This is a genomic window from Bordetella genomosp. 6 (assembly GCF_002119705.1).
Classification (GTDB): domain Bacteria; phylum Pseudomonadota; class Gammaproteobacteria; order Burkholderiales; family Burkholderiaceae_B; genus Bordetella; species Bordetella bronchiseptica_F.
This window is the reverse complement of sequence record NZ_CP021107.1, coordinates 2,165,484-2,183,423: the sequence shown is the minus strand read 5'-3', so window position 1 is coordinate 2,183,423 and position 17,940 is coordinate 2,165,484. Positions and strand designations below refer to the sequence as shown.

At 71.0% G+C, this 17,940-nt stretch carries 10 protein-coding genes; 7 read left to right on the top strand and 3 right to left on the bottom strand.

The annotated features are described in order from the left end of the window. Window positions 1-2: 2 nt before the first annotated feature. A complete protein-coding gene (locus tag CAL11_RS10160) occupies window positions 3-1,769 on the bottom strand; it encodes a thiamine pyrophosphate-requiring protein (protein WP_033470095.1) in 1,767 nt (588 codons plus the stop codon). A 75-nt stretch (window positions 1,770-1,844) separates the two neighbouring features. Beyond that, window positions 1,845-3,233: a sigma-54-dependent transcriptional regulator gene (locus CAL11_RS10155; RefSeq protein WP_033470092.1), complete on the bottom strand. Its 1,389-nt coding sequence runs from the start codon at window positions 3,231-3,233 to the stop codon at window positions 1,845-1,847. A gap of 320 nt (window positions 3,234-3,553) precedes the next feature. On the opposite strand from CAL11_RS10155, the gene CAL11_RS10150 reads away from it, so the two are divergent. Then, a complete protein-coding gene (locus CAL11_RS10150) occupies window positions 3,554-4,492 on the top strand; it encodes a sigma 54-interacting transcriptional regulator (RefSeq protein ID WP_033470090.1) in 939 nt (312 codons plus the stop codon). 82 nt (window positions 4,493-4,574) lie between these two features. Next, window positions 4,575-6,023: an RNA polymerase factor sigma-54 gene (locus CAL11_RS10145; protein WP_033470087.1), complete on the top strand. Its 1,449-nt coding sequence runs from the start codon at window positions 4,575-4,577 to the stop codon at window positions 6,021-6,023. A 32-nt stretch (window positions 6,024-6,055) separates the two neighbouring features. On the opposite strand, the gene CAL11_RS10140 is transcribed toward CAL11_RS10145, so the two are convergent. Beyond that, window positions 6,056-6,415, bottom strand: coding sequence for a hypothetical protein (locus CAL11_RS10140; RefSeq protein ID WP_086092839.1), 360 nt, complete (start codon window positions 6,413-6,415; stop codon window positions 6,056-6,058). Window positions 6,416-6,518: 103 nt separating this feature from the next. Between CAL11_RS10140 and CAL11_RS10135 the strand changes: the two genes are divergently transcribed. From CAL11_RS10135 to glgB, 5 genes are all read left to right on the top strand, one after another. Then, the gene (locus CAL11_RS10135) at window positions 6,519-7,598 is read left to right on the top strand and encodes a mechanosensitive ion channel family protein (RefSeq protein ID WP_086092838.1); all 1,080 of its coding nucleotides are present in this window, start codon (window positions 6,519-6,521) and stop codon (window positions 7,596-7,598) included. A 63-nt stretch (window positions 7,599-7,661) separates the two neighbouring features. Then, window positions 7,662-9,194, top strand: coding sequence for a glycogen synthase GlgA (glgA, locus tag CAL11_RS10130; protein ID WP_086092837.1), 1,533 nt, complete (start codon window positions 7,662-7,664; stop codon window positions 9,192-9,194). A gap of 11 nt (window positions 9,195-9,205) precedes the next feature. Then, window positions 9,206-12,394: an alpha-1,4-glucan--maltose-1-phosphate maltosyltransferase gene (locus CAL11_RS10125; protein ID WP_086092836.1), complete on the top strand. Its 3,189-nt coding sequence runs from the start codon at window positions 9,206-9,208 to the stop codon at window positions 12,392-12,394. An 11-nt stretch (window positions 12,395-12,405) separates the two neighbouring features. After that, window positions 12,406-15,747: a maltose alpha-D-glucosyltransferase gene (gene treS / locus CAL11_RS10120; protein WP_086092835.1), complete on the top strand. Its 3,342-nt coding sequence runs from the start codon at window positions 12,406-12,408 to the stop codon at window positions 15,745-15,747. Next, complete coding sequence (gene glgB / locus CAL11_RS10115; RefSeq protein ID WP_086092834.1) at window positions 15,744-17,939, top strand: 1,4-alpha-glucan branching protein GlgB; 2,196 nt, start codon at window positions 15,744-15,746, stop codon at window positions 17,937-17,939. Before treS ends, glgB begins: the two co-directional genes overlap by 4 nt. Window position 17,940 lies beyond the last annotated feature (1 nt).

Here is a 17,940-nt window from a genome sequence, read left to right as displayed (position 1 = left end):
CCTCAGCCGGCCCACCATTGCTTGAGCGTGGCGCGCAGCGCCGCGCCGCCGGCCGGATCGGCCCGCAACGCCTGCACGTAGGCGCGCACCTGGCGCGCGGGGATGTGCGGCGGCAGCGGCGGCACCTCGGGGTCGGTCATGACTTCCAGCACCGCCGGGCGGCCGGCGGTCAGCGCCTCGCCCCAGGCCGCGCCGAGATCCTGCGCGCGCTCCACGCGCAAGCCATGCAGGCCCAGCATGCGGGCGTAATCGGCATAGGCGAACGGCGGCAGGCGTTGCGAATCCTCGAAGCGCGGGTCGCCGCCCATCACGCGCTGTTCCCAGGTCACCAGGTTGAGATCGCCGTTGTTCAGCACCAGGACCACCAGCGTGGGGTCGGCCCAGGCGCGCCAGCGGTCGGCGATGGTGATCAGCTCGTTGATGCCGTTCATCTGCATCGCGCCGTCGCCCGCCAGCGCCACCACCGGCCGCTCGGGATAGGCCAGCTTGGCCGCCAGCGCGTAAGGCACGGCGCAGCCCATCGTGGCCAGCCCGCCCGACAGCGACGCCATCATGCCCTCGCGCAGCTTCACGTCGCGCGCATACCAATTGGCCGCCGAGCCCGAGTCGGCCGTCACGATGCTGCGGTCCGGCAGGCGCTGCGAGAGTTCCCAGAACACGCGTTGCGGGTTGACCGGCGTGGCGTCCACCATGGCGCGCGCCTCGACGGTACGCCACCAGCGCGCCACCGACGCTTCGATGCGTTCGCGCCAGCGCGTCTGCGGCCTGGTTTCGAGCAGCGGCAACAATGCCTGCAGGGTCTGGCGGCTGTCGCCGGCCAGGCCCACTTCCACCGGATAGCGCAGGTTCAGGTTGCGGCCGTCGCGGTCGATCTGCACCGCGCGCGCCTGTCCTTCGCGCGGCAGGAACTCGCTGTACGGAAAAGCCGTGCCGACCATCAGCAAGGTGTCGCACTCGTTCATCATCTCCCAGCTGGGCTGCGTGCCCAGCAGGCCGATGGCGCCCGTTACGTAAGGCAAGGCGTCGGGCAAGGCGGCCTTGCCCAGCAAGGCCTTGGCGACCCCGGCGCCCAGCCGCTCGGCGACCGCCTGCAGGGGCGCGGCCGCTTCCAGCGCGCCCGCGCCGGCGAGGATGGCGATCCGCTCGCCGCGGTTGAGAATGTCGGCGGCATTGCGCAGCGCCGTATCCGGCGGCACCGCCGCATGCGATGTGACGCCTATGCCGGTCGGCACGCTGCCATGTTCGCGCGGCAGTTCGCGCACGGCCGGCAGATCCTGCACGTCATTGGGCAGGATGACGCAGGTCACGCAGCGCCGCTCCAGCGCAATGCGCAGCGCGCGGTCGATCAGGTGCCGCGCCTGCTCGGCGCTGGCGGCCTGCTGCACGAAGTCGTGCGCGACATCCTTGAACAGCGACACCAGGTCGACTTCCTGCTGGAAGTCGCCGCCCAGCGCGCGGCGCGCCTGCTGGCCCACCAGCGCCAGCACGGGCTGGTGGTCCAGCTTGGCGTCGTACAGGCCATTGAGCAGATGGATCGCACCCGGCCCCGAGGTGGCCATGCAGACGCCGACCTGGCCGGTGAACTTCGCGTGCGCGCAGGCCATGAAGGCGGCCATCTCCTCGTGGCGGGCCTGCACGAACTCCAGCGGCTGGCGCGTGCGTCCGAACGCGCCCATCAGGCCGTTTATGCCGTCGCCAGGATAGCCAAAGATGCGCCGGATGCCCCATTGCGCGAGACGTTCCAGTACGAAGTCCGATACGGTTTCCATGCCTGCTCCCGAAAAGTGCCGGCGCCCCGAGGGCGCCTGGCTGGCGGGTCAGCAAGCACCATGCCCGCCCGGGTCTCAGCGCTGCGCGCGCGGGGCCGCTCCCTCTTCGTTGGCTGCCGCGTCCGGCGGGCCTGCCTCGCCATACTCTTCCAGCCGGTTGTAGAGCGTCTTGGCGCTGATGCCCAGCATCGCCGCGGTCTGTTTCTTGACGCCGCCGCAACGCTGCAAGGTGGCCAGGATCAGCCGGCGATCGGCCTCGGCCAGCGTCGAGCCCACCGGCACGATCACCTGCCCGCCGCCTGCCGCGTCGCTGGGCGAGATCTGCGGCGTGAGCGCGCTGGCGTCCAGCGTGTCGGATTCGGCCAGGATGAACGCACGCCGCACGAAGTTCTTCAATTCCCGCACGTTGCCGGGCCAGGCGTACTCCGCCATGGTCTGCAGCGCTTGCGGCGCAAGGCGCTTGCTCTTGCCGTACTCGCGGTTCAGCCCGTCGAGAAAACGCTCGGCCAGCATGGCGAGGTCGTCGCCGCGCTCGCGCAGCGGCGGCAACTCGATGGGAAACACGCTCAGGCGGTAATAGAGGTCTTCGCGCAGCCTGCCGTCGCGCACCGCCTGCTCGGGGCTGCGGTTGGTGGCGGCCACCACGCGCACGCTGCAGGAAATCTCGCGGTTGGTGCCCACCCGCATGAAAGCGCCGGTCTCCAGCACGCGCAGCAGCTTGACCTGCAAGTCCAGCGGCATTTCCGTCACTTCGTCCAGGAACAGCGTGCCGTTGTCAGCGCGTTCGAAATAGCCCTTGTGCTGGCGCTCGGCGCCGGTAAAGCTGCCGCGTTCGTGCCCGAAAAGTTCGCTCTCGATCAGGTTGGGCGAGATCGCGCCGCAGTTGACCGCCACGAACGGGCCGGCGCGCCGCGCGCTGAGCTCGTGCACCGCGTGGGCCGCCAGCTCCTTGCCGGTGCCGCTCTCGCCGATCAGCAGCGTCGTGACCTCGGTGGGCGCCACGCGCGAGATCTGGCGGTACAGCGCCTGCATCGGCGCCGAAGCTCCCACCAGGCGCCCGAAACGGCCTTCCTGCTGGAACGGCTGGGAAGGATCCCAGTCGCCGTCCTGACCCGCCGAGGCCACGCGCGCCAGGATCTGCTCGAGCCGCTCCATGCAGATGGGCTTGACGAGGTAATCGGTGGCGCCGGCGCGCAGCGCTTCGATGGCGTTCTCCATGGTGCCATAGCCGGTGATGACCACCACTTCGACCCCGGCATGCGAAATGCGGGAGAACAGTTCCATGCCGGTGGCGCCGGGCAGGCGCACATCGGTCAGCACCAGGTCCGGCAGTTGCCGTTCTACCTGGATCAGCGCGTCGCGCACCGTCGCGGCCTGCGCCACGGTATAGCCGTGCTCGCGGCCGATTTCCACCAGGTTGTCGCGTACCGCATCGTCGTCGTCGACGATCAGCAAGTGAGGCATCGTTCCCCCCGCAATGCAAGAATTGCGCATGGCGGCGCCAGTCGCCATGCCGCCCGGTCAATGTGTATGAGTGAAGTACCCGCCCTGCGTCCATAGCGTAGCGTGGCGGGCTCGAGATGGCAGTAACAACACCCTACGGTGCAACATTTTTTTCCAACCTTTGCATCTGGTCTCACCCCTGGCGGGGCCCACCCATCACAATGGACCCGTCGCCTGGTTTCTTGCCGCGAGGCTGTATCGTGCCCAACCAAACCGCAACTACGCCTGCAACGACTTCCGACCCGCTCGAACGCCTTGCGGCGCTGGGCCCCAGCGCGTGCATGCGCAAGCTGGCCGCCAGCATCGAGCGCGCCGCGGACAGCGACGCCACCGTACTGCTGGTGGGTGAAAGCGGCACCGGCAAGGATGTGCTGGCCCGCGCCATCCACGACCTGGGCGCGCGCCGCGATGCGCCGTTCATGGCCATCAATTGCGGGGCGATCAGCCCGACGCTGGCGCATGCCCAGCTGTTCGGCCACGAGAAGGGCAGCTTCACCGGCGCCTTGTCGCACAACGCCGGTTATTTCGAGAACGCCAGCGGCGGCACGCTGTTCCTGGACGAGATCACCGAGATGCCGCCCGACATGCAGGTGCATTTCCTGAGGGTGCTGGAAACCGGTGCATACCGCCGGGTAGGCGGGGTGGAATTGCTGCATGCCAACGTGCGCATCATCGGCGCCACCAACCGCGACCCGCACGCCGCGGTGGCCGAGGGCCGGCTGCGCGAAGACCTGCTGCATCGCCTGCTGGTGCTGCCCCTGCGGGTGCCGCCGCTGCGCGAACGGCCCGACGATGTGCGCTTCCTGGCCCAGCGGTTTCTCGACGAACTCAATGCGCGCCACGGCACGGCCAAGCGCTATACCGGCGCCATGCTCGACGCGCTGGCCGCCCACGACTGGCCCGGCAACGCGCGCGAACTGCGCAACGCGGTGCAACGCGCCTATATCCTGCACGACGGTCCGATCGGTCCACAGGCGCTGGCCGACGTGGTGCTGCGCCGCCCTGCCCGGCAGGATGCCGATACGCTGGCCTTTCCCGTGGGAACCCCCCTCGAATCCGCGCAACGCGAGCTGATCCTCGCCACGCTGGCGCGCGAAGGCGGCGACAAGCGGCGCGCCGCCCGCACGCTCGCGATCAGTCTCAAGACGCTCTACAACCGCCTCAACGCCTATGGCGTGGGCGCCGGCGCGGATCCGGAAAAAAATACGGCGACGTTGTAACTCCTGACCCGCCGTAGCCGCGCCGTGGCGCCGCCTCCCGAGTGGCGCACAGGCTGGCATCGATCTTGCGTATTCCCCTGGTATGTCCCCGCGCCCAGGCGCGTCCATGCCGGAGGAAGACTTGAGCCACGTCCTGCAGGATCTGCGGCTGCGCCAGCAAACCACGCTGGCGCCACGCCTGCAACAGTCCATTCATCTGCTGCAAATGTCGGCGCTGGAGTTCACCACGACCGTGCAACAGGCCCTGGCGACCAATCCGTTCCTGGAAGACGCCGACGAAACCGAAGCGCAAGACGACGCGCCGGCCTCGCCCACGGCGGCGGAGCCGCCTGGCCCCTCCGAGCCGCCGCCCGAACCGCCCTCCTATGCCGGCGACTATCCCACGCGCAGCGCCGCCGCCCAACCGGGCGCGGCCAGCGACGCGGCGGCCTGGGTGCCGGCCACCTTGAGTCTGCATGAACGCCTGTCGCAGGCGCTGGGCGCCTATGCGCTGAGCGAGCGCGACCGCGCGCTGGCCGAATTCATCGTGGACGCGCTGGACGACGATGGCTACCTGCGGCAGGAACTGGCCCAACTGGCCGGCGCCGCCGACTTCGATCCGCAGCCCGACGCCAGCGAGTGGCAGGCGGCGCTGCACCTGGTCCAGCAGCTCGACGCGCCGGGCCTGGCCGCGCGCGACCTGCCCGAATGCCTGGCCCTGCAGATCCGCGCCTGTAGCCAGCTCGATCCGGCCGTGCGCGATGCGGCCCTGGCCATCGTCGCCGAACACCTGCAGCGCCTGGCGCGCAGCGATTACCCCGGCATGCGGCGCGCGCTGCGCTGCAGCGAACCGGTGCTGCGTCAGGCCTGCGGCGTGATCCGCGGCCTCGACCCCAAGCCCGGCCGCCGCTATGCGCACGAACCGCCCAGCTACGTCGTGCCCGATGTGGTGGTGAGCAAGCAGCGCCAGCAATGGCTGGTGGTGCCCAATCGGGGCGCAATGCCGCATGCCCGGCTGCACCAGGCCTATGCCGACCTGTTCCGGCGCGCCCGCATGGACGAGCGCAGCCCGATGGCCCAGGAACTGCAGGAAGCCCGTTGGCTGGTGCGCAATGTCGAGCAACGCTACGCCACCATCCGGCGCGTGGCCGAGGCCATCGTGCAGCGCCAGCAGATGTTCTTCGAATTCGGCCAGATCGCCCTGCGGCCGCTGATGCTGCGCGAGGTCGCCGACGAGCTGGAAATGCACGAATCCACCGTCTCGCGCGCCACCGCCAACAAGTACATGTCGACGCCGCGCGGGGTGTTCGAATTCCGCCATTTCTTCTCGCGCGAACTGAGCACGGAATCGGGCGGGACCTGTTCGGCCGCGGCCGTGCGCGCGCTGATCCGCGAATACATCGACGCGGAAGATCCACGCATGCCCTTGTCGGATGTGACGCTGGCCGAACGGCTTGCCGGCGACGGCATCGTGGTGGCGCGCCGCACCGTCTCGAAGTACCGGCTGCAATTGCGCCTGCCCGCCGCCGACGCGCGCCGCCAGTACTACTGACGGGCGCGTGCCGGCGCGGACCGGCCGCGATACTACTTGGATCCACCCGTGTTGGGATATCCCGGCGGCGGCGAAGCGCCTTGCGCCGGCGTGGCGGGCGGGTTGTCGTTGATGTCGGGCTGGCGCCGCGGCATGTCGCCGCGCGTGTCGTTGCCGCGATGCTCGTTCATGTGCTGCTGCGGCGTCCTGGGCGTCCCGTCGTTGGTCGTGGTATTGGGCGCGGGCGGCACCTGGCCCGGCGGTACCGGACGGTTGGGCGGCACGGCCGTCGAATCGTTGGGCGTGGTCGAGGGCGTGGTCGGCGCGGTACCGCTCTGCGCCAGGGCGCCGCCATGCGCCAGCACCGCGGCCATGGCGCCGGCAACCAGGTAAGTCAGGCTTCGTTGCTTCATATCGATTCCTCCAGGTAAGGAATCCACGATTTCGCAAGCGGCGTGCCTGTCCGCGGTGCGGCATGCCGCTTGCGCCGCGGCGCGTCATACGAGGAGGTAGCAAATGCCGCACTGGATCGCGCAATGGCAGATTGACCATCCCTGGCTGGCCTGGGCCATCGCGCTCGCCGTGGCGCTCGTCGTCTACGGCGCGGCGACGCTGCTGCTGCGCGGCGCCGAGCGCCGCCTGCGCCGCGCGCCCACCCGTGCGTCGCGCTGGCCGCTGGCGCTGGCGGACGTGCTGGCGCGCACCAGCCGGCCGCTGCTGGCGCTGGCGGCCCTGCTGGTCGGCCTGGACGCGGCCGGCGTCCAGATGCCCTGGAGCGGCGCCGCCGCGCGGCTGTGGTTCGTGGTGATCGCGCTGCAGGTGGCGCTCTGGCTGGATCGCCTGGTGGCGGTGCTGCTGGGCAATATCGCCTTGCGCACGCGCGCCAGCGCCGTCACCGCGACCTTGCTGGGCTTCCTGTTGCGCCTGGCGGTCTGGACCCTGGCGATACTGGCGATGCTGGACAACCTGGGCGTCAATGTCACGGCATTGGTCGCCAGCCTGGGCATCGGCGGCGTTGCCGTGGCCCTGGCCGTGCAGGCCATCCTGGGCGACCTGTTCGCGTCGATCTCCATCGGCCTGGACAAGCCTTTCGAGGTGGGCGACTTCGTGGTGTTCGGCAGCGTGGCCGGCAGCATCGAGCATATCGGCCTGAAGACCACCCGCATACGCAGCCTCGGCGGCGAGCAGATCGTGTGCGGCAACGCCGAACTGCTCAAGCAGACGATTCAGAATTACAAGCGCATGCAACAACGACGCATCGTGTTCGGCCTGCGCCTGGCCTACGCCACCAGCGCCGAGCAGGCTGGCGCAGTGCCCGCCCTGGTGCGGGCCGAGATAGAACGCCAGCCACACGTGCGCGTCGACCGTGTGCACCTGGCCCGCTTTGGCGACAACGGCCTGGAATATGAAGCGGTGTATTACGTCGATAGCCCAGACTACAACCGTTACATGGACATCCAGCAGGACATCAACCTGGGCATCATGCGCGCCCTGGCCGCGCGCGGCCTGCGCTTCGCCGTCCCGGAGCGCAGGCTGGGCGGGACTGTGTCCTGGACCGATACGGCTGGCGAACAACCCGGGCACGGCGCTTGCTGAACCAGCGCATCGGCCCGGTCACGTCCCTGTTTGCGACGCGGGCATCCTTCTCAGGGAGCTTGCATGACGACCATTCGTACCTTGGTGGTGGCCGCGGAAGCGTTTCCGCTGGCCAAGACCGGCGGCCTGGGCGACGCCGTGGCGGGCATGCTGCAGGCGCTGGACCGCCGGCCGGATGGCATGGACGTGCGGTGCGAGTTGCTGATGCCCGCCTATCGCGGCACGCTGGATATGGTGTATCGGCCGCGCACGGTCGCGCGGCTGGGCGGTCTGCCCGGCGGCCCGGCCAGCCTGGTGCGCGGCCATTGCCCGGCCTCGGGGTTGTCGGTGCTGCTGCTGCGCAACGACGCGCTGTACGACCGGCCCGGCATCTACGTGGACGACAGCGGCCAGGGCTATCCCGACAATGCCCGCCGCTATGCGGCCCTGGCGCACGCGGCCGCCCGGTTGGCGCAAGGGGTGCCCGGACTGCGGCCGCCGCATGTGGTGCACGCGCACGACTGGCATGCCGCGCTCGCGCCGCTGCTCATCCACGCGGCCGGACTGCACTACGTCAAGACGCTGCTCACCATTCACAACCTGGCGTTCCAGGGAACGTTTCCCGCCGGGCTGGCCAGCGCTCTGGGCATTCCGACGGCGTGCCGCCATGAGGACGGCGCGCTGTCCGACGGCCACGTCAATTTCCTCAAGGCCGGCATCCGCTATGCGACCCGCGTCACCACCGTCAGCCGCGCCTATGCGCGCGAGATCCTCACGCCGGCCTTCGGCTGCGGCCTGCACGGCTTGCTGCGCGCTCGCGGCGCCGACCTCAGCCCGGTGCCCAACGGCATCGACACCGCGCTGTGGAATCCCGCGGCCGACCCGCACCTGGGCGGCCTGCGCTTCAACGCGCGGGACCTGCGCGACAAGGCCCGCTGCAAGGCCGCGCTGCAGGCTGAACTGGGCTTGCGGCCGTGCGCGGACGCGGTCGTGCTGGCCATGGGCAGCCGCCTGACCGGCCAGAAGATGGCCGATGTGGCCATCGCCGCCCTGCCCGCGCTGCTGGAGACGCACCCACACTTGCAGTTCGCGCTGATAGGCCGCGGCGAGCCGGCCCTGGAGACGGCGCTGCGCGCCCTGGCGGCGCGCTACCCGGGCCGTTGCGCGATCCACATCGGCTACGACGAACCGCTCGCCCACCGTTTGCACGCGGGCGCCGACCTGCTGCTGCACGGCAGCCGCTTCGAGCCTTTCGGCCTGACCCCGTTGTACGCCATGCGCTACGGCACCCTGCCGGTGGCCTCGCGGGTGGGCGGCATGGTCGATACCATCCGCGACCCCGGCCCGGCGGTGGAGGAGTCCTGCGCCGGCCAGGGAACGGGCTTCCTGTTCGATGGCTGCGAGCCCGCCGACATGCAGCAGGCCGTGGCGCGCGCGCTGCGCGCGCTGGCCAAGCCGGCGGTGCGCGACGCCATGCGCCGCAACGCCATGCAGGCCGATTTCAGCTGGCGCGCTTCGGCGCAGGCCTATGCCGGCCTGTACGCCAGCCTGGCCAGCGCGCCGCAGCGCGGCCGGGTGCCCGCGCCCACGCTGCCGCTGCTGGCCAACGCGGCCTGAGGTCCGGCGCCATGGTTCGCCGCGCCGCCGCCCGTCTCGACCGCCACGCCCAACTGCTGGCCTTTCACGCCGCCGCGATCGCCCTGGCGCGCGATACGCGCGCCGGCCCGTTCGCGGCGTGGCGGACACTGTGCGTACGGCTGCGCCGCTGCGGTTTCAACGCGGTGTGCCTGACGCCGCCATGGCAGTGCCCGGATGACATCCAGGCTGCGCCGGCCGACGTGGACCGCGCCGACGCCCGCTGGGGCGGCGGCGCCATGGACGCCACGCTGGCACGCCTGGCGCGCGAGGCCGCCGCGCAGGGGCTGGCGCTGTTGCTGGACCTGGAGCCGGACCGGGTGGCGCGCGACGCCGCGCCGCGCACCGCCCAGCCGCAATGGCTGGAGAACCCCGCCGACGAGCCGGCCGGTGACCCGCGCCAGCCCTTGTCGCGGCACGGGGTGCGCTATGTGCGCGCGCGCCCGGCCCCGGCCGGTTTCCTGGCGGCCTGGCAGTCCCGCCTGGCTGAATGGCTGGACGCCGGCGTGGCCGGTTTTCGCTGCACCGCGCCGCAGCGTCTCGATCCTGCCGATTGGCGCGCCCTGTTCGAACCCTTGCGGGCCAGCCAGCCGGCGCTGCGGCTGCTGGCCTGGACGGCGGGACTGACGCCGGCGCAGTCGGCCGCCCTGGCCGGCGTGGGGTTCGACGGCGTGTTCGGCTCGATCCCCTGGTGGCCACCCGACGCCGCCTGGCTGGACGCCGAATCGCAGCGCCTGCGCGACGTGGCCCCCCTGCTGGCCGCCCCGGTTGCCCCGGCCGGCGGCGTGCCGCTGGCGCCGGCAAGCGCCGCCGCTCACGCCGCGCTGCGCGCCCTCTGGGTGGCCGCGCTGTGGGGCGATGGGCTGCTGGTAGGCAGCGAACTGCAAGGCATGATGCCCGCCGTGGCGCGCGCGCTGCGCTGGCGCCGCCAGGCCGCGCCGAGCGGCCGGCCGGCCTTGCTATGCGGGCGCGATGGCTGGGCCACGCTCATCATCCGTCCAGGGCCGCCCGGCACGGCCCATGTGCTGGCGCTGGATCCGCAGGCCGCGCATGAGCCGCGGGTGGATTGGAGCGCCGGCGCCGCATTGCTGCCGGCCGGCGTGCCACGACACCTGGCCGATCCGGTCGAACACGGCGCGCTGTACCGCGTGGCCGCCGAGCGCCCGGTGCGCGCGGCGGCGAGCGCGCTGCTGCCCGGCCCGCCCGCGGCCTGCGACCGCGAAGCCCGCGTCGTCTTCGAGCACATCACCCCTTCGGCGGCGCACGGCAGCCTGCCCGCCAAGGCCCTGGCCCACGTACCCGTGGAAGTCGGCGTCGACCTGATCTCCGACGGACACGAACAGCTGGCCGGCGAGCTGCAATGGCGGGCCGCCGACCAGGCCGGCTGGCACGGCGTGCCGCTGGCGGCGGGCGACAACGATCGCTGGCACGCCTGCTTCGCGCCGCGCCGGGTCGGGCTGCACGAGTTCCGCCTGTGCGCCTGGCGCGACGCCTGGCTGACTTTCCGCCGCGAGCTGCGGCTCAAGCACGAGGCGGGCCAGGACATCGCGCTGGAGCTGGCCGAAGGCGCCGCGTACCTGCGCGCGGCCCTGGCGCGGCGCACGGCGCGCGGCGACGCGCGCCGCGCACCCATCGAAGCCGCGCTGTCCATGCTGGGCGGCGAACCGGCGCCGGCCGACGCCGTGGCCACCCTGCTGCGCGACGAGCTCGCCCAGGCCATGCGCGCGCTGGCCGCGCGCTCCTTCATGCACACCAGCGCGAGCCATCCGCTATGGGTCGACCGCGCGGCGGCCGGCCACGGCAGCTGGTACGAACTGTTCCCGCGGTCCCAGGCCGCGCCCGCCGGCGTGCACGGCACCTTCGACGACGTGATCGCGCGTCTGCCCGCCCTGCGCGCCATGGGCTTCGACGTCCTGTACCTGCCGCCCATACACCCCATCGGCCAGTCGCAGCGCAAGGGCCGCAACAACGCGCTGCAGGCCGCCGCGGGCGACCCGGGCAGCCCCTACGCCATCGGCTCGCCGGACGGCGGCCACGACGCCATCCACCCGGAGCTGGGCACCCACGCCGACTTCGTGCGGCTGGTGCGAGCGGCCGAGGCGCACGGCATGGAAGTCGCGCTGGACTTCGCGATCCAGTGTTCGCCGGATCATCCGTGGCTGCAACGCCACCCGGACTGGTTCGAACACCGCGCCGACGGCTCCATCCGGCACGCCGAGAATCCGCCCAAGCGCTATGAAGACATCGTCAACGTCAGCTTCTACGACCAGGCCAATGGCCGCCCGCGCCGCGCGCTGTGGCGCGCGCTGCGCGATGTGCTGCTGTTCTGGATCGCCGCCGGCGTGCGCATTTTCCGCGTCGACAATCCGCATACCAAGCCGCTGCCGTTCTGGCAGTGGCTGATCGCCGACATCCACGCGCGCGACCCCGGCATCGTGTTCCTGTCCGAGGCCTTCACGCGGCCGCGCATGATGTACCGCCTGGCCAAGCTGGGGTTCACGCAGTCCTATACCTACTTCACCTGGCGCAATACCCGCCATGAACTCGACAGCTACCTGCGCGAACTTTCCCGCCCGCCGGTCTGCGAGTGGTTCCGCCCCAACTTCTTCGTCAACACGCCCGACATCAATCCGTACTTCCTGCAGACCTCGGGCCGGGCCGGCTTTCTCATCCGCGCAGCCCTGGCCGCCACCGGCAGCGGGCTGTGGGGCATGTACAGCGGCTTCGAACTGTGCGAGGCGCGGCCGGTGCCGGGCAAGGAGGAGTACCTGGACTCCGAGAAATACCAGCTGCGCCAGCGCGACTGGCATGCCCCCGGCAACGTGGCGGCCGAGATCGCGGCGCTCAATCGCATTCGCCGCGCCAACCCGGCGCTGCACAGCCACATGGGCTACGTGCCGCTGCACTGCGGCAACGAACAGGTGCTGGCGTACTGCAAGGCCACGCCGAACCGGGCCAGCGTGGTGCTGGTGGCGGTCAGCCTGGACCCCTGGACGCCGCAGCCGGCCCGGGTGGCGCTGCCGCGCTGGCTGTTCGGGCTGGATGACAGCGCCGTCCTGCATGGCGAGGACCTGCTCGACGGCGCGCGCGCAAGTTGGCGCGAGGCCGCGCTGGATCTGGAACTGACCCCGCAACGTCCCTACCGGCTATGGCGCCTGTGGTCCCGGCCCCTGCTTTCCTGAGCGTACCGATCATGCCAGCCACCCATCCCGCTCCCGATCCCCTCTGGTACAAGGACGCCGTCATTTACCAGTTGCACGTCAAGTCCTTCTTCGACGCCAACGACGACGGCGTGGGCGACTTTGCCGGCCTGCTGGCCAAGCTGGACTACATCGTCGAACTGGGCGTCAATACCATCTGGCTGCTGCCGTTCTATCCCTCGCCGCGCCGCGACGACGGCTACGACATCGCCGACTATCGCGGGGTGCATCCCGACTACGGCTCGCTGGCCGACGCCAGGCGGCTGGTGCGGGCGGCGCACGCGCGCGGCCTGCGCGTCATCACCGAGCTGGTCATCAACCACACCTCCGACCAGCACCCGTGGTTCCAGCGCGCCCGCGCCGCGCGTCCGGGCTCGGCGCACCGCGCCTATTATGTCTGGTCGGACGACGACAAGGCCTATGCCGGCACCCGCATCATCTTCTGCGACACGGAAAAGTCCAACTGGACCTGGGACCCCGTGGCCGGCGCCTATTTCTGGCATCGCTTCTACTCGCACCAGCCCGACCTGAACTACGACAATCCGCAAGTGCTGCGCGAAGTGCTGGGCGCGATGCGCTACTGGCTGGACATGGGCGTGGATGGGCTGCGCCTGGACGCGGTCCCCTACCTGGTCGAGCGCGAAGGCACCAACAACGAGAACCTGCCCGAAACCCACGCCATCCTGCGGCGCATCCGCCACGTCATCGACAACGAGTACCCGGGCAGGATGCTGCTGGCCGAGGCCAACCAGTGGCCCGAGGACGCGCAGGAATACTTCGGCGCGGGCGACGAATGCCACATGGCGTTCCACTTTCCCCTGATGCCGCGCATGTACATGGCCATCGCCCAGGAAGACCGCCTGCCCGTCACCGACATCATCCGCCAGACGCCGTCCATCGCGCCGCAATGCCAATGGGCCATTTTCCTGCGCAACCACGACGAGCTGACGCTGGAAATGGTGACCAGCCGCGAACGCGACTATCTATGGAACGTCTACGCGGCCGAGCCGCGCGCGCGCATCAACCTGGGCATCCGGCGCCGCCTGGCGCCGCTGCTGGAGCGCGACCGGCGCCGCATCGAACTGATGAACAGCCTGCTGCTGTCCATGCCCGGCACGCCGGTGCTGTACTACGGCGACGAGCTGGGCATGGGCGACAACATCCACCTGGGCGACCGCGACGGCGTGCGCACGCCCATGCAATGGTCGCCCGACCGCAACGGCGGCTTCTCGCGCGCCGACCCCGAGCGCCTGCCGCTGCCGCTGCTGATGGGGCCGCTGTACGGCTACGAGGCGGTCAACGTCGAGGCCCAGCAGCGCGACCCGCACTCATTGCTGAACTGGACCCGCCGCATGCTGGCCAAGCGGCGCCAGAGCCATGTGTTCGGCCGCGGCGAACTGTCGTTCCTGTATCCGGGCAACCGCAAGATCCTGGCCTATCTGCGCACCTGGGAAGACACGGTGGTGCTGTGCGTGGCCAATCTTTCGCAGGCGGCCCAGCCGGTCGAACTGCATCTGTCCGAGTACGCCGGCCGCGTGCCGGTGGAAATGCTGGGCGGCACCGCCTTCCCGCAGATCGGCGAGCTGCCCTACCTGCTGACGCTGCCGCCTTTCGGCTTCTACTGGCTGGACCTGAGCGCCGACGCCGCGCCGCCCGCGTGGCACAGCGAACCGCCGCCGCAAATGCCGGAGTCGGTCACCCTGGTGTCGCGCGGCGCGGGCGCGGCGCTGCGCCTGACCGAGGCATCGCGCCGCCAGCTGGAAGCGGACGTGCTGCCGGCCTACCTGCAGCGCCAGCGCTGGTATGCCGCGCGCCGCAAGTCCGGCGCCATGCGGCTGGCCTACAGCGTGCCGCTGAACGACGGCGTGGAAAGCTATTACGAAGCCGAGGTCGAAGTCAGCGACGACGACCCGCCGCGCCGCTTCCATACGCCCGTGGCGCTGGCCTGGCAGGACGAGACCGCTGCCCAGTATCCGCTGGCGCGCCTGCGCCGCGGCGCACAACTGGGCACGCTCACCGATGCTTCGCTGCAGCCCGGCTATGCGCGCGTACTGCTGGCGGCCCTGGCGGCGGGCCGCGACATCCAGGCCGACGGCGAGCCCGCCGTGCGGCTGCGCTTCCTGCCAGAGCCGGCGCTGGCGGACATCGCCCCGCGCGACGACAGCGAAGTGCGCGCGCTCAGCGTCGACCAGTCCAACAGTTCGTTGCTGGTCGGCGAACGCGTCGTGCTCAAGCTGCTGCGCGAGCTGCATGCCGGCCCGCATCCCGAAGCCGAGATGACGCGCTACCTCACCCAGGCCGGCTACGCGCATACCCCGGCGCTGCTGGGCGAGGTCGTGCGCGAGCACGGCGACCAGGCGCCCCATACGCTGGCGCTCGCCCACGCCTACGTCGTCAACGAGGGCGATGCATGGAATTGGACCTTGGCCTACCTGAAGCGCACGGTCGACGCCGCCATGCTGACCGGCGCCAGCGCCGATGACTACCAGCAGGAACTGGCCGGCTACGAAGTGCTGGCCGGCACCATCGGACAACGCCTGGCGCAGATGCACTCGGTGCTGGCGCGCGCCGGCGAACTGCCCGGCTTCGCGCCGCGGCCGGCCAGCGAACGCGATGCCGCCGAGGCGGGCGAACAGGCGGTGGCGCAGGTGGACCGCGCGCTGCAGGCCTTGCGTTCATGCGAGGGCGGGCTGGCCGCGCCTTCGCACGCCTGCGCGCAATGGCTGTTCGCGCATCGCGACCGGCTGGCCGCCCACATGATGGCGCTGGCGCAGGCCGAGACGGGCGCGCTGCGCATCCGCGTGCACGGCGACTTCCATCTCGGCCAGGTGCTGGTCGCGCAGACCGACGCCTACCTGATCGATTTCGAGGGGGAGCCGGCCCGGCCCATGGCCGAGCGGCGCCAGTTGCGCAATCCGTACAAGGACGTTGCCGGGATCCTGCGCTCGTTCGACTATGCGGTGGCCGAACTGAGCCGCGACGATCCGCTGGGCGGCGCGCCGCGCGACTTCAACGCCGGCGCCGCCGAGCCGGCCGACCCGGCCAGCGCGCCCAGGGAAACCCGCGAGGCGCTGCTGGCGCGTTTCCGCCAGCGCGCCGGCGCGGCCCTGCTGGCCAGCTACGGCAACGCCCTCGACCCCGCGCTGGCCTTGCCGCCCGAACGGGCCCAGGCGCTCACCTGCCTGTACCTGCTGGAGAAGGCCGCCTACGAAATCTGCTACGAGTCGGCCTACCGGCCGGACCGCCTGCCGGTGCCCATCAACGGCCTGGCCGAAATCGCCCGCGCCGCGCTGCTGGCGGCCGCCGTCGACCACGATGAAGGACCGGCGCCATGATGCGGGAACCGTCTTCCATGCAGGGCACGCTGGACGCGGCCACCCAGCACGCGCTGCTGGCCGGCCGCCATGCCGATCCGTTTTCCGTGCTGGGGCCCCACCAGGCCGGCACGCATACCGTGGTGCGCGTGCTGGCGCCGGACGCCCGCACCGTGATGGTCGAGCTGACCGGCGGGCAGCGCACGCCCCTGCTGCCCATGCAGCCCGGCCTGTTCGAACATACCGTGCCGGGCCTGCGGCCGGGCGCGCCGGCGGCGTACCGCCTGTGCATCGAATGGGAAGGCGGCGTCCAGCACACCGCCGACCCCTACGCATTCGGTCCCGTTCTCGACGCCACCCAGCTCGAGCATTGCGCGGCGGGCGGCTGGCGCTACCTGAGCGATTTGTTGGGCGCCCACGCCGCTTCCGTGGACGGCTGCACGGGCACCCGCTTCGCGCTGTGGGCGCCCAATGCCCGGCGCGTGGCGGTGGTAGGCGATTTCAACGGCTGGGATGGCCGGCGCCATGCCATGCGCCTGCGCTATCCGGCAGGCGTCTGGGAGCTGTTCCTGCCCGATGTGGGGCCGGGCGCGCGCTACAAGTTCCAGGTGCTGGGCGCCGACGGCCATACCGTGCTCAAGGCCGACCCGCTGGCGCGCCAGGCCGAAGCGCCGCCGGCCACCGCCTCCATCGTGCCCGACGAACGCCCCTTCGCGTGGACCGACGGGGCCTGGATGGAGCAACGCGCGGCGCGCCAGCGCTGCGACGCGCCGATATCCATTTACGAAGTGCATGCCGGCTCCTGGTTCGACGAAGCCGGCGCGCCGCGCTGGCAAAGCCTGGCCGCCCGCCTGCCGGAGTACGCGCGCTCGCTGGGCTTTACCCATATCGAGCTGCTGCCGGTGATGGCGCACCCCTTCGGCGGTTCATGGGGCTACCAGCCGCTCGGGCTGTTCGCGCCGGCGGCCGGACACGGCGCGCCGGCCGACTTCGCGCACTTCGTCGACCGTTGCCACGAGGCCGGGCTGGGCGTCATCCTGGACTGGGTTCCGGCCCACTTCCCCGACGACGCGCACGGCCTGGCGCGCCTGGACGGCACGCCGCTCTACGAGCATGCCGACCCGCGCGAAGGCCGCCATCCCGACTGGAACACGCTGATCTACAACTACGGCCGCCGCGAGGTGCGGGCCTTTCTCATCGCCAGCGCCATCCACTGGCTGCGCCACTATCACGTCGACGGGCTGCGCGTGGACGCGGTCGCCTCCATGCTGTATCGCGACTACAGCCGCCCGGCCGGCCAGTGGATTCCCAACCGCCACGGCGGACGCGAGAACCTCGAAGCCATCGAGTTCCTGCGCGAACTGAACGCGGCCGTGGGCGCGCAATGCCCGGGCGCCATCACCGTGGCCGAGGAATCGACCGCCTGGCCCGGCGTGACCGCGCCGGTGGCCAACGGCGGGCTGGGCTTCGACTACAAGTGGAACATGGGCTGGATGCACGACACGCTGCGCTACATGCGGCGCGATCCGATCCATCGCCGCCATCACCATCACGACCTCAGCTTCGGCATGGTCTACGCCTATGCCGAGCGCTTCGTGCTGCCGCTCTCGCACGACGAAGTGGTGCACGGCAAGGGTTCGCTGCTGGGCAAGATGCCGGGCGAGCGGGCCGCCCAGCTGGCCCAGCTGCGGCTGTACTACGCCTTCATGTGGGCGCATCCCGGCAAGAAGCTGCTATTCATGGGCGGCGAATTCGGCCAGCTGGACGAGTGGAACCACGACGCCATGCTGCAATGGCGGCTGCTGGACGATCCGGCCCATCGCGGCCTGCAGCGCCTGGTCGCGGACCTCAACCACGTGTACGCCACGCTGCCCGAACTGCATTGCCGCGACGCCGACCCAAGCGGCTTCGCCTGGATCGTCGGCGACGACGCGGACAACAGCGTGCTCGCCTTCGCGCGCGTGGACGCCAGCCATTGCCTGGTGGCCGTCTGCAACTTCACGCCGGTGGCGCGGCCGGGCTACCGCTTCGGCGTACCCCACGCGGGGGACTGGCACGTACGCGTGGACACCGGGGCAAGGCGCTACGGCGGCGCCGGCGGCGGCCCACCCATCTGCCTGCGCAGCGAACCCATCCCGGCCCATGGGCACCCGCAATCGCTGGTCCTGGACCTGCCCGGCTTCGCCGCGCTGTACCTGCGCCACTCGGAGTAAA

Coding starts and splice junctions, on each gene's coding strand:
- CAL11_RS10160 (WP_033470095.1), bottom strand. CDS start 1,769: ATGGAAACCGTATCGGACTTCGTACTGGAACGTCTCGCGCAATGGGGC.
- CAL11_RS10155 (WP_033470092.1), bottom strand. CDS start 3,233: ATGCCTCACTTGCTGATCGTCGACGACGACGATGCGGTACGCGACAAC.
- CAL11_RS10150 (WP_033470090.1), top strand. CDS start 3,554: ATGCGCAAGCTGGCCGCCAGCATCGAGCGCGCCGCGGACAGCGACGCC.
- CAL11_RS10145 (WP_033470087.1), top strand. CDS start 4,575: ATGTCCCCGCGCCCAGGCGCGTCCATGCCGGAGGAAGACTTGAGCCAC.
- CAL11_RS10140 (WP_086092839.1), bottom strand. CDS start 6,415: ATGAAGCAACGAAGCCTGACTTACCTGGTTGCCGGCGCCATGGCCGCG.
- CAL11_RS10135 (WP_086092838.1), top strand. CDS start 6,519: ATGCCGCACTGGATCGCGCAATGGCAGATTGACCATCCCTGGCTGGCC.
- glgA (WP_086092837.1), top strand. CDS start 7,662: ATGACGACCATTCGTACCTTGGTGGTGGCCGCGGAAGCGTTTCCGCTG.
- CAL11_RS10125 (WP_086092836.1), top strand. CDS start 9,206: ATGGTTCGCCGCGCCGCCGCCCGTCTCGACCGCCACGCCCAACTGCTG.
- treS (WP_086092835.1), top strand. CDS start 12,406: ATGCCAGCCACCCATCCCGCTCCCGATCCCCTCTGGTACAAGGACGCC.
- glgB (WP_086092834.1), top strand. CDS start 15,744: ATGATGCGGGAACCGTCTTCCATGCAGGGCACGCTGGACGCGGCCACC.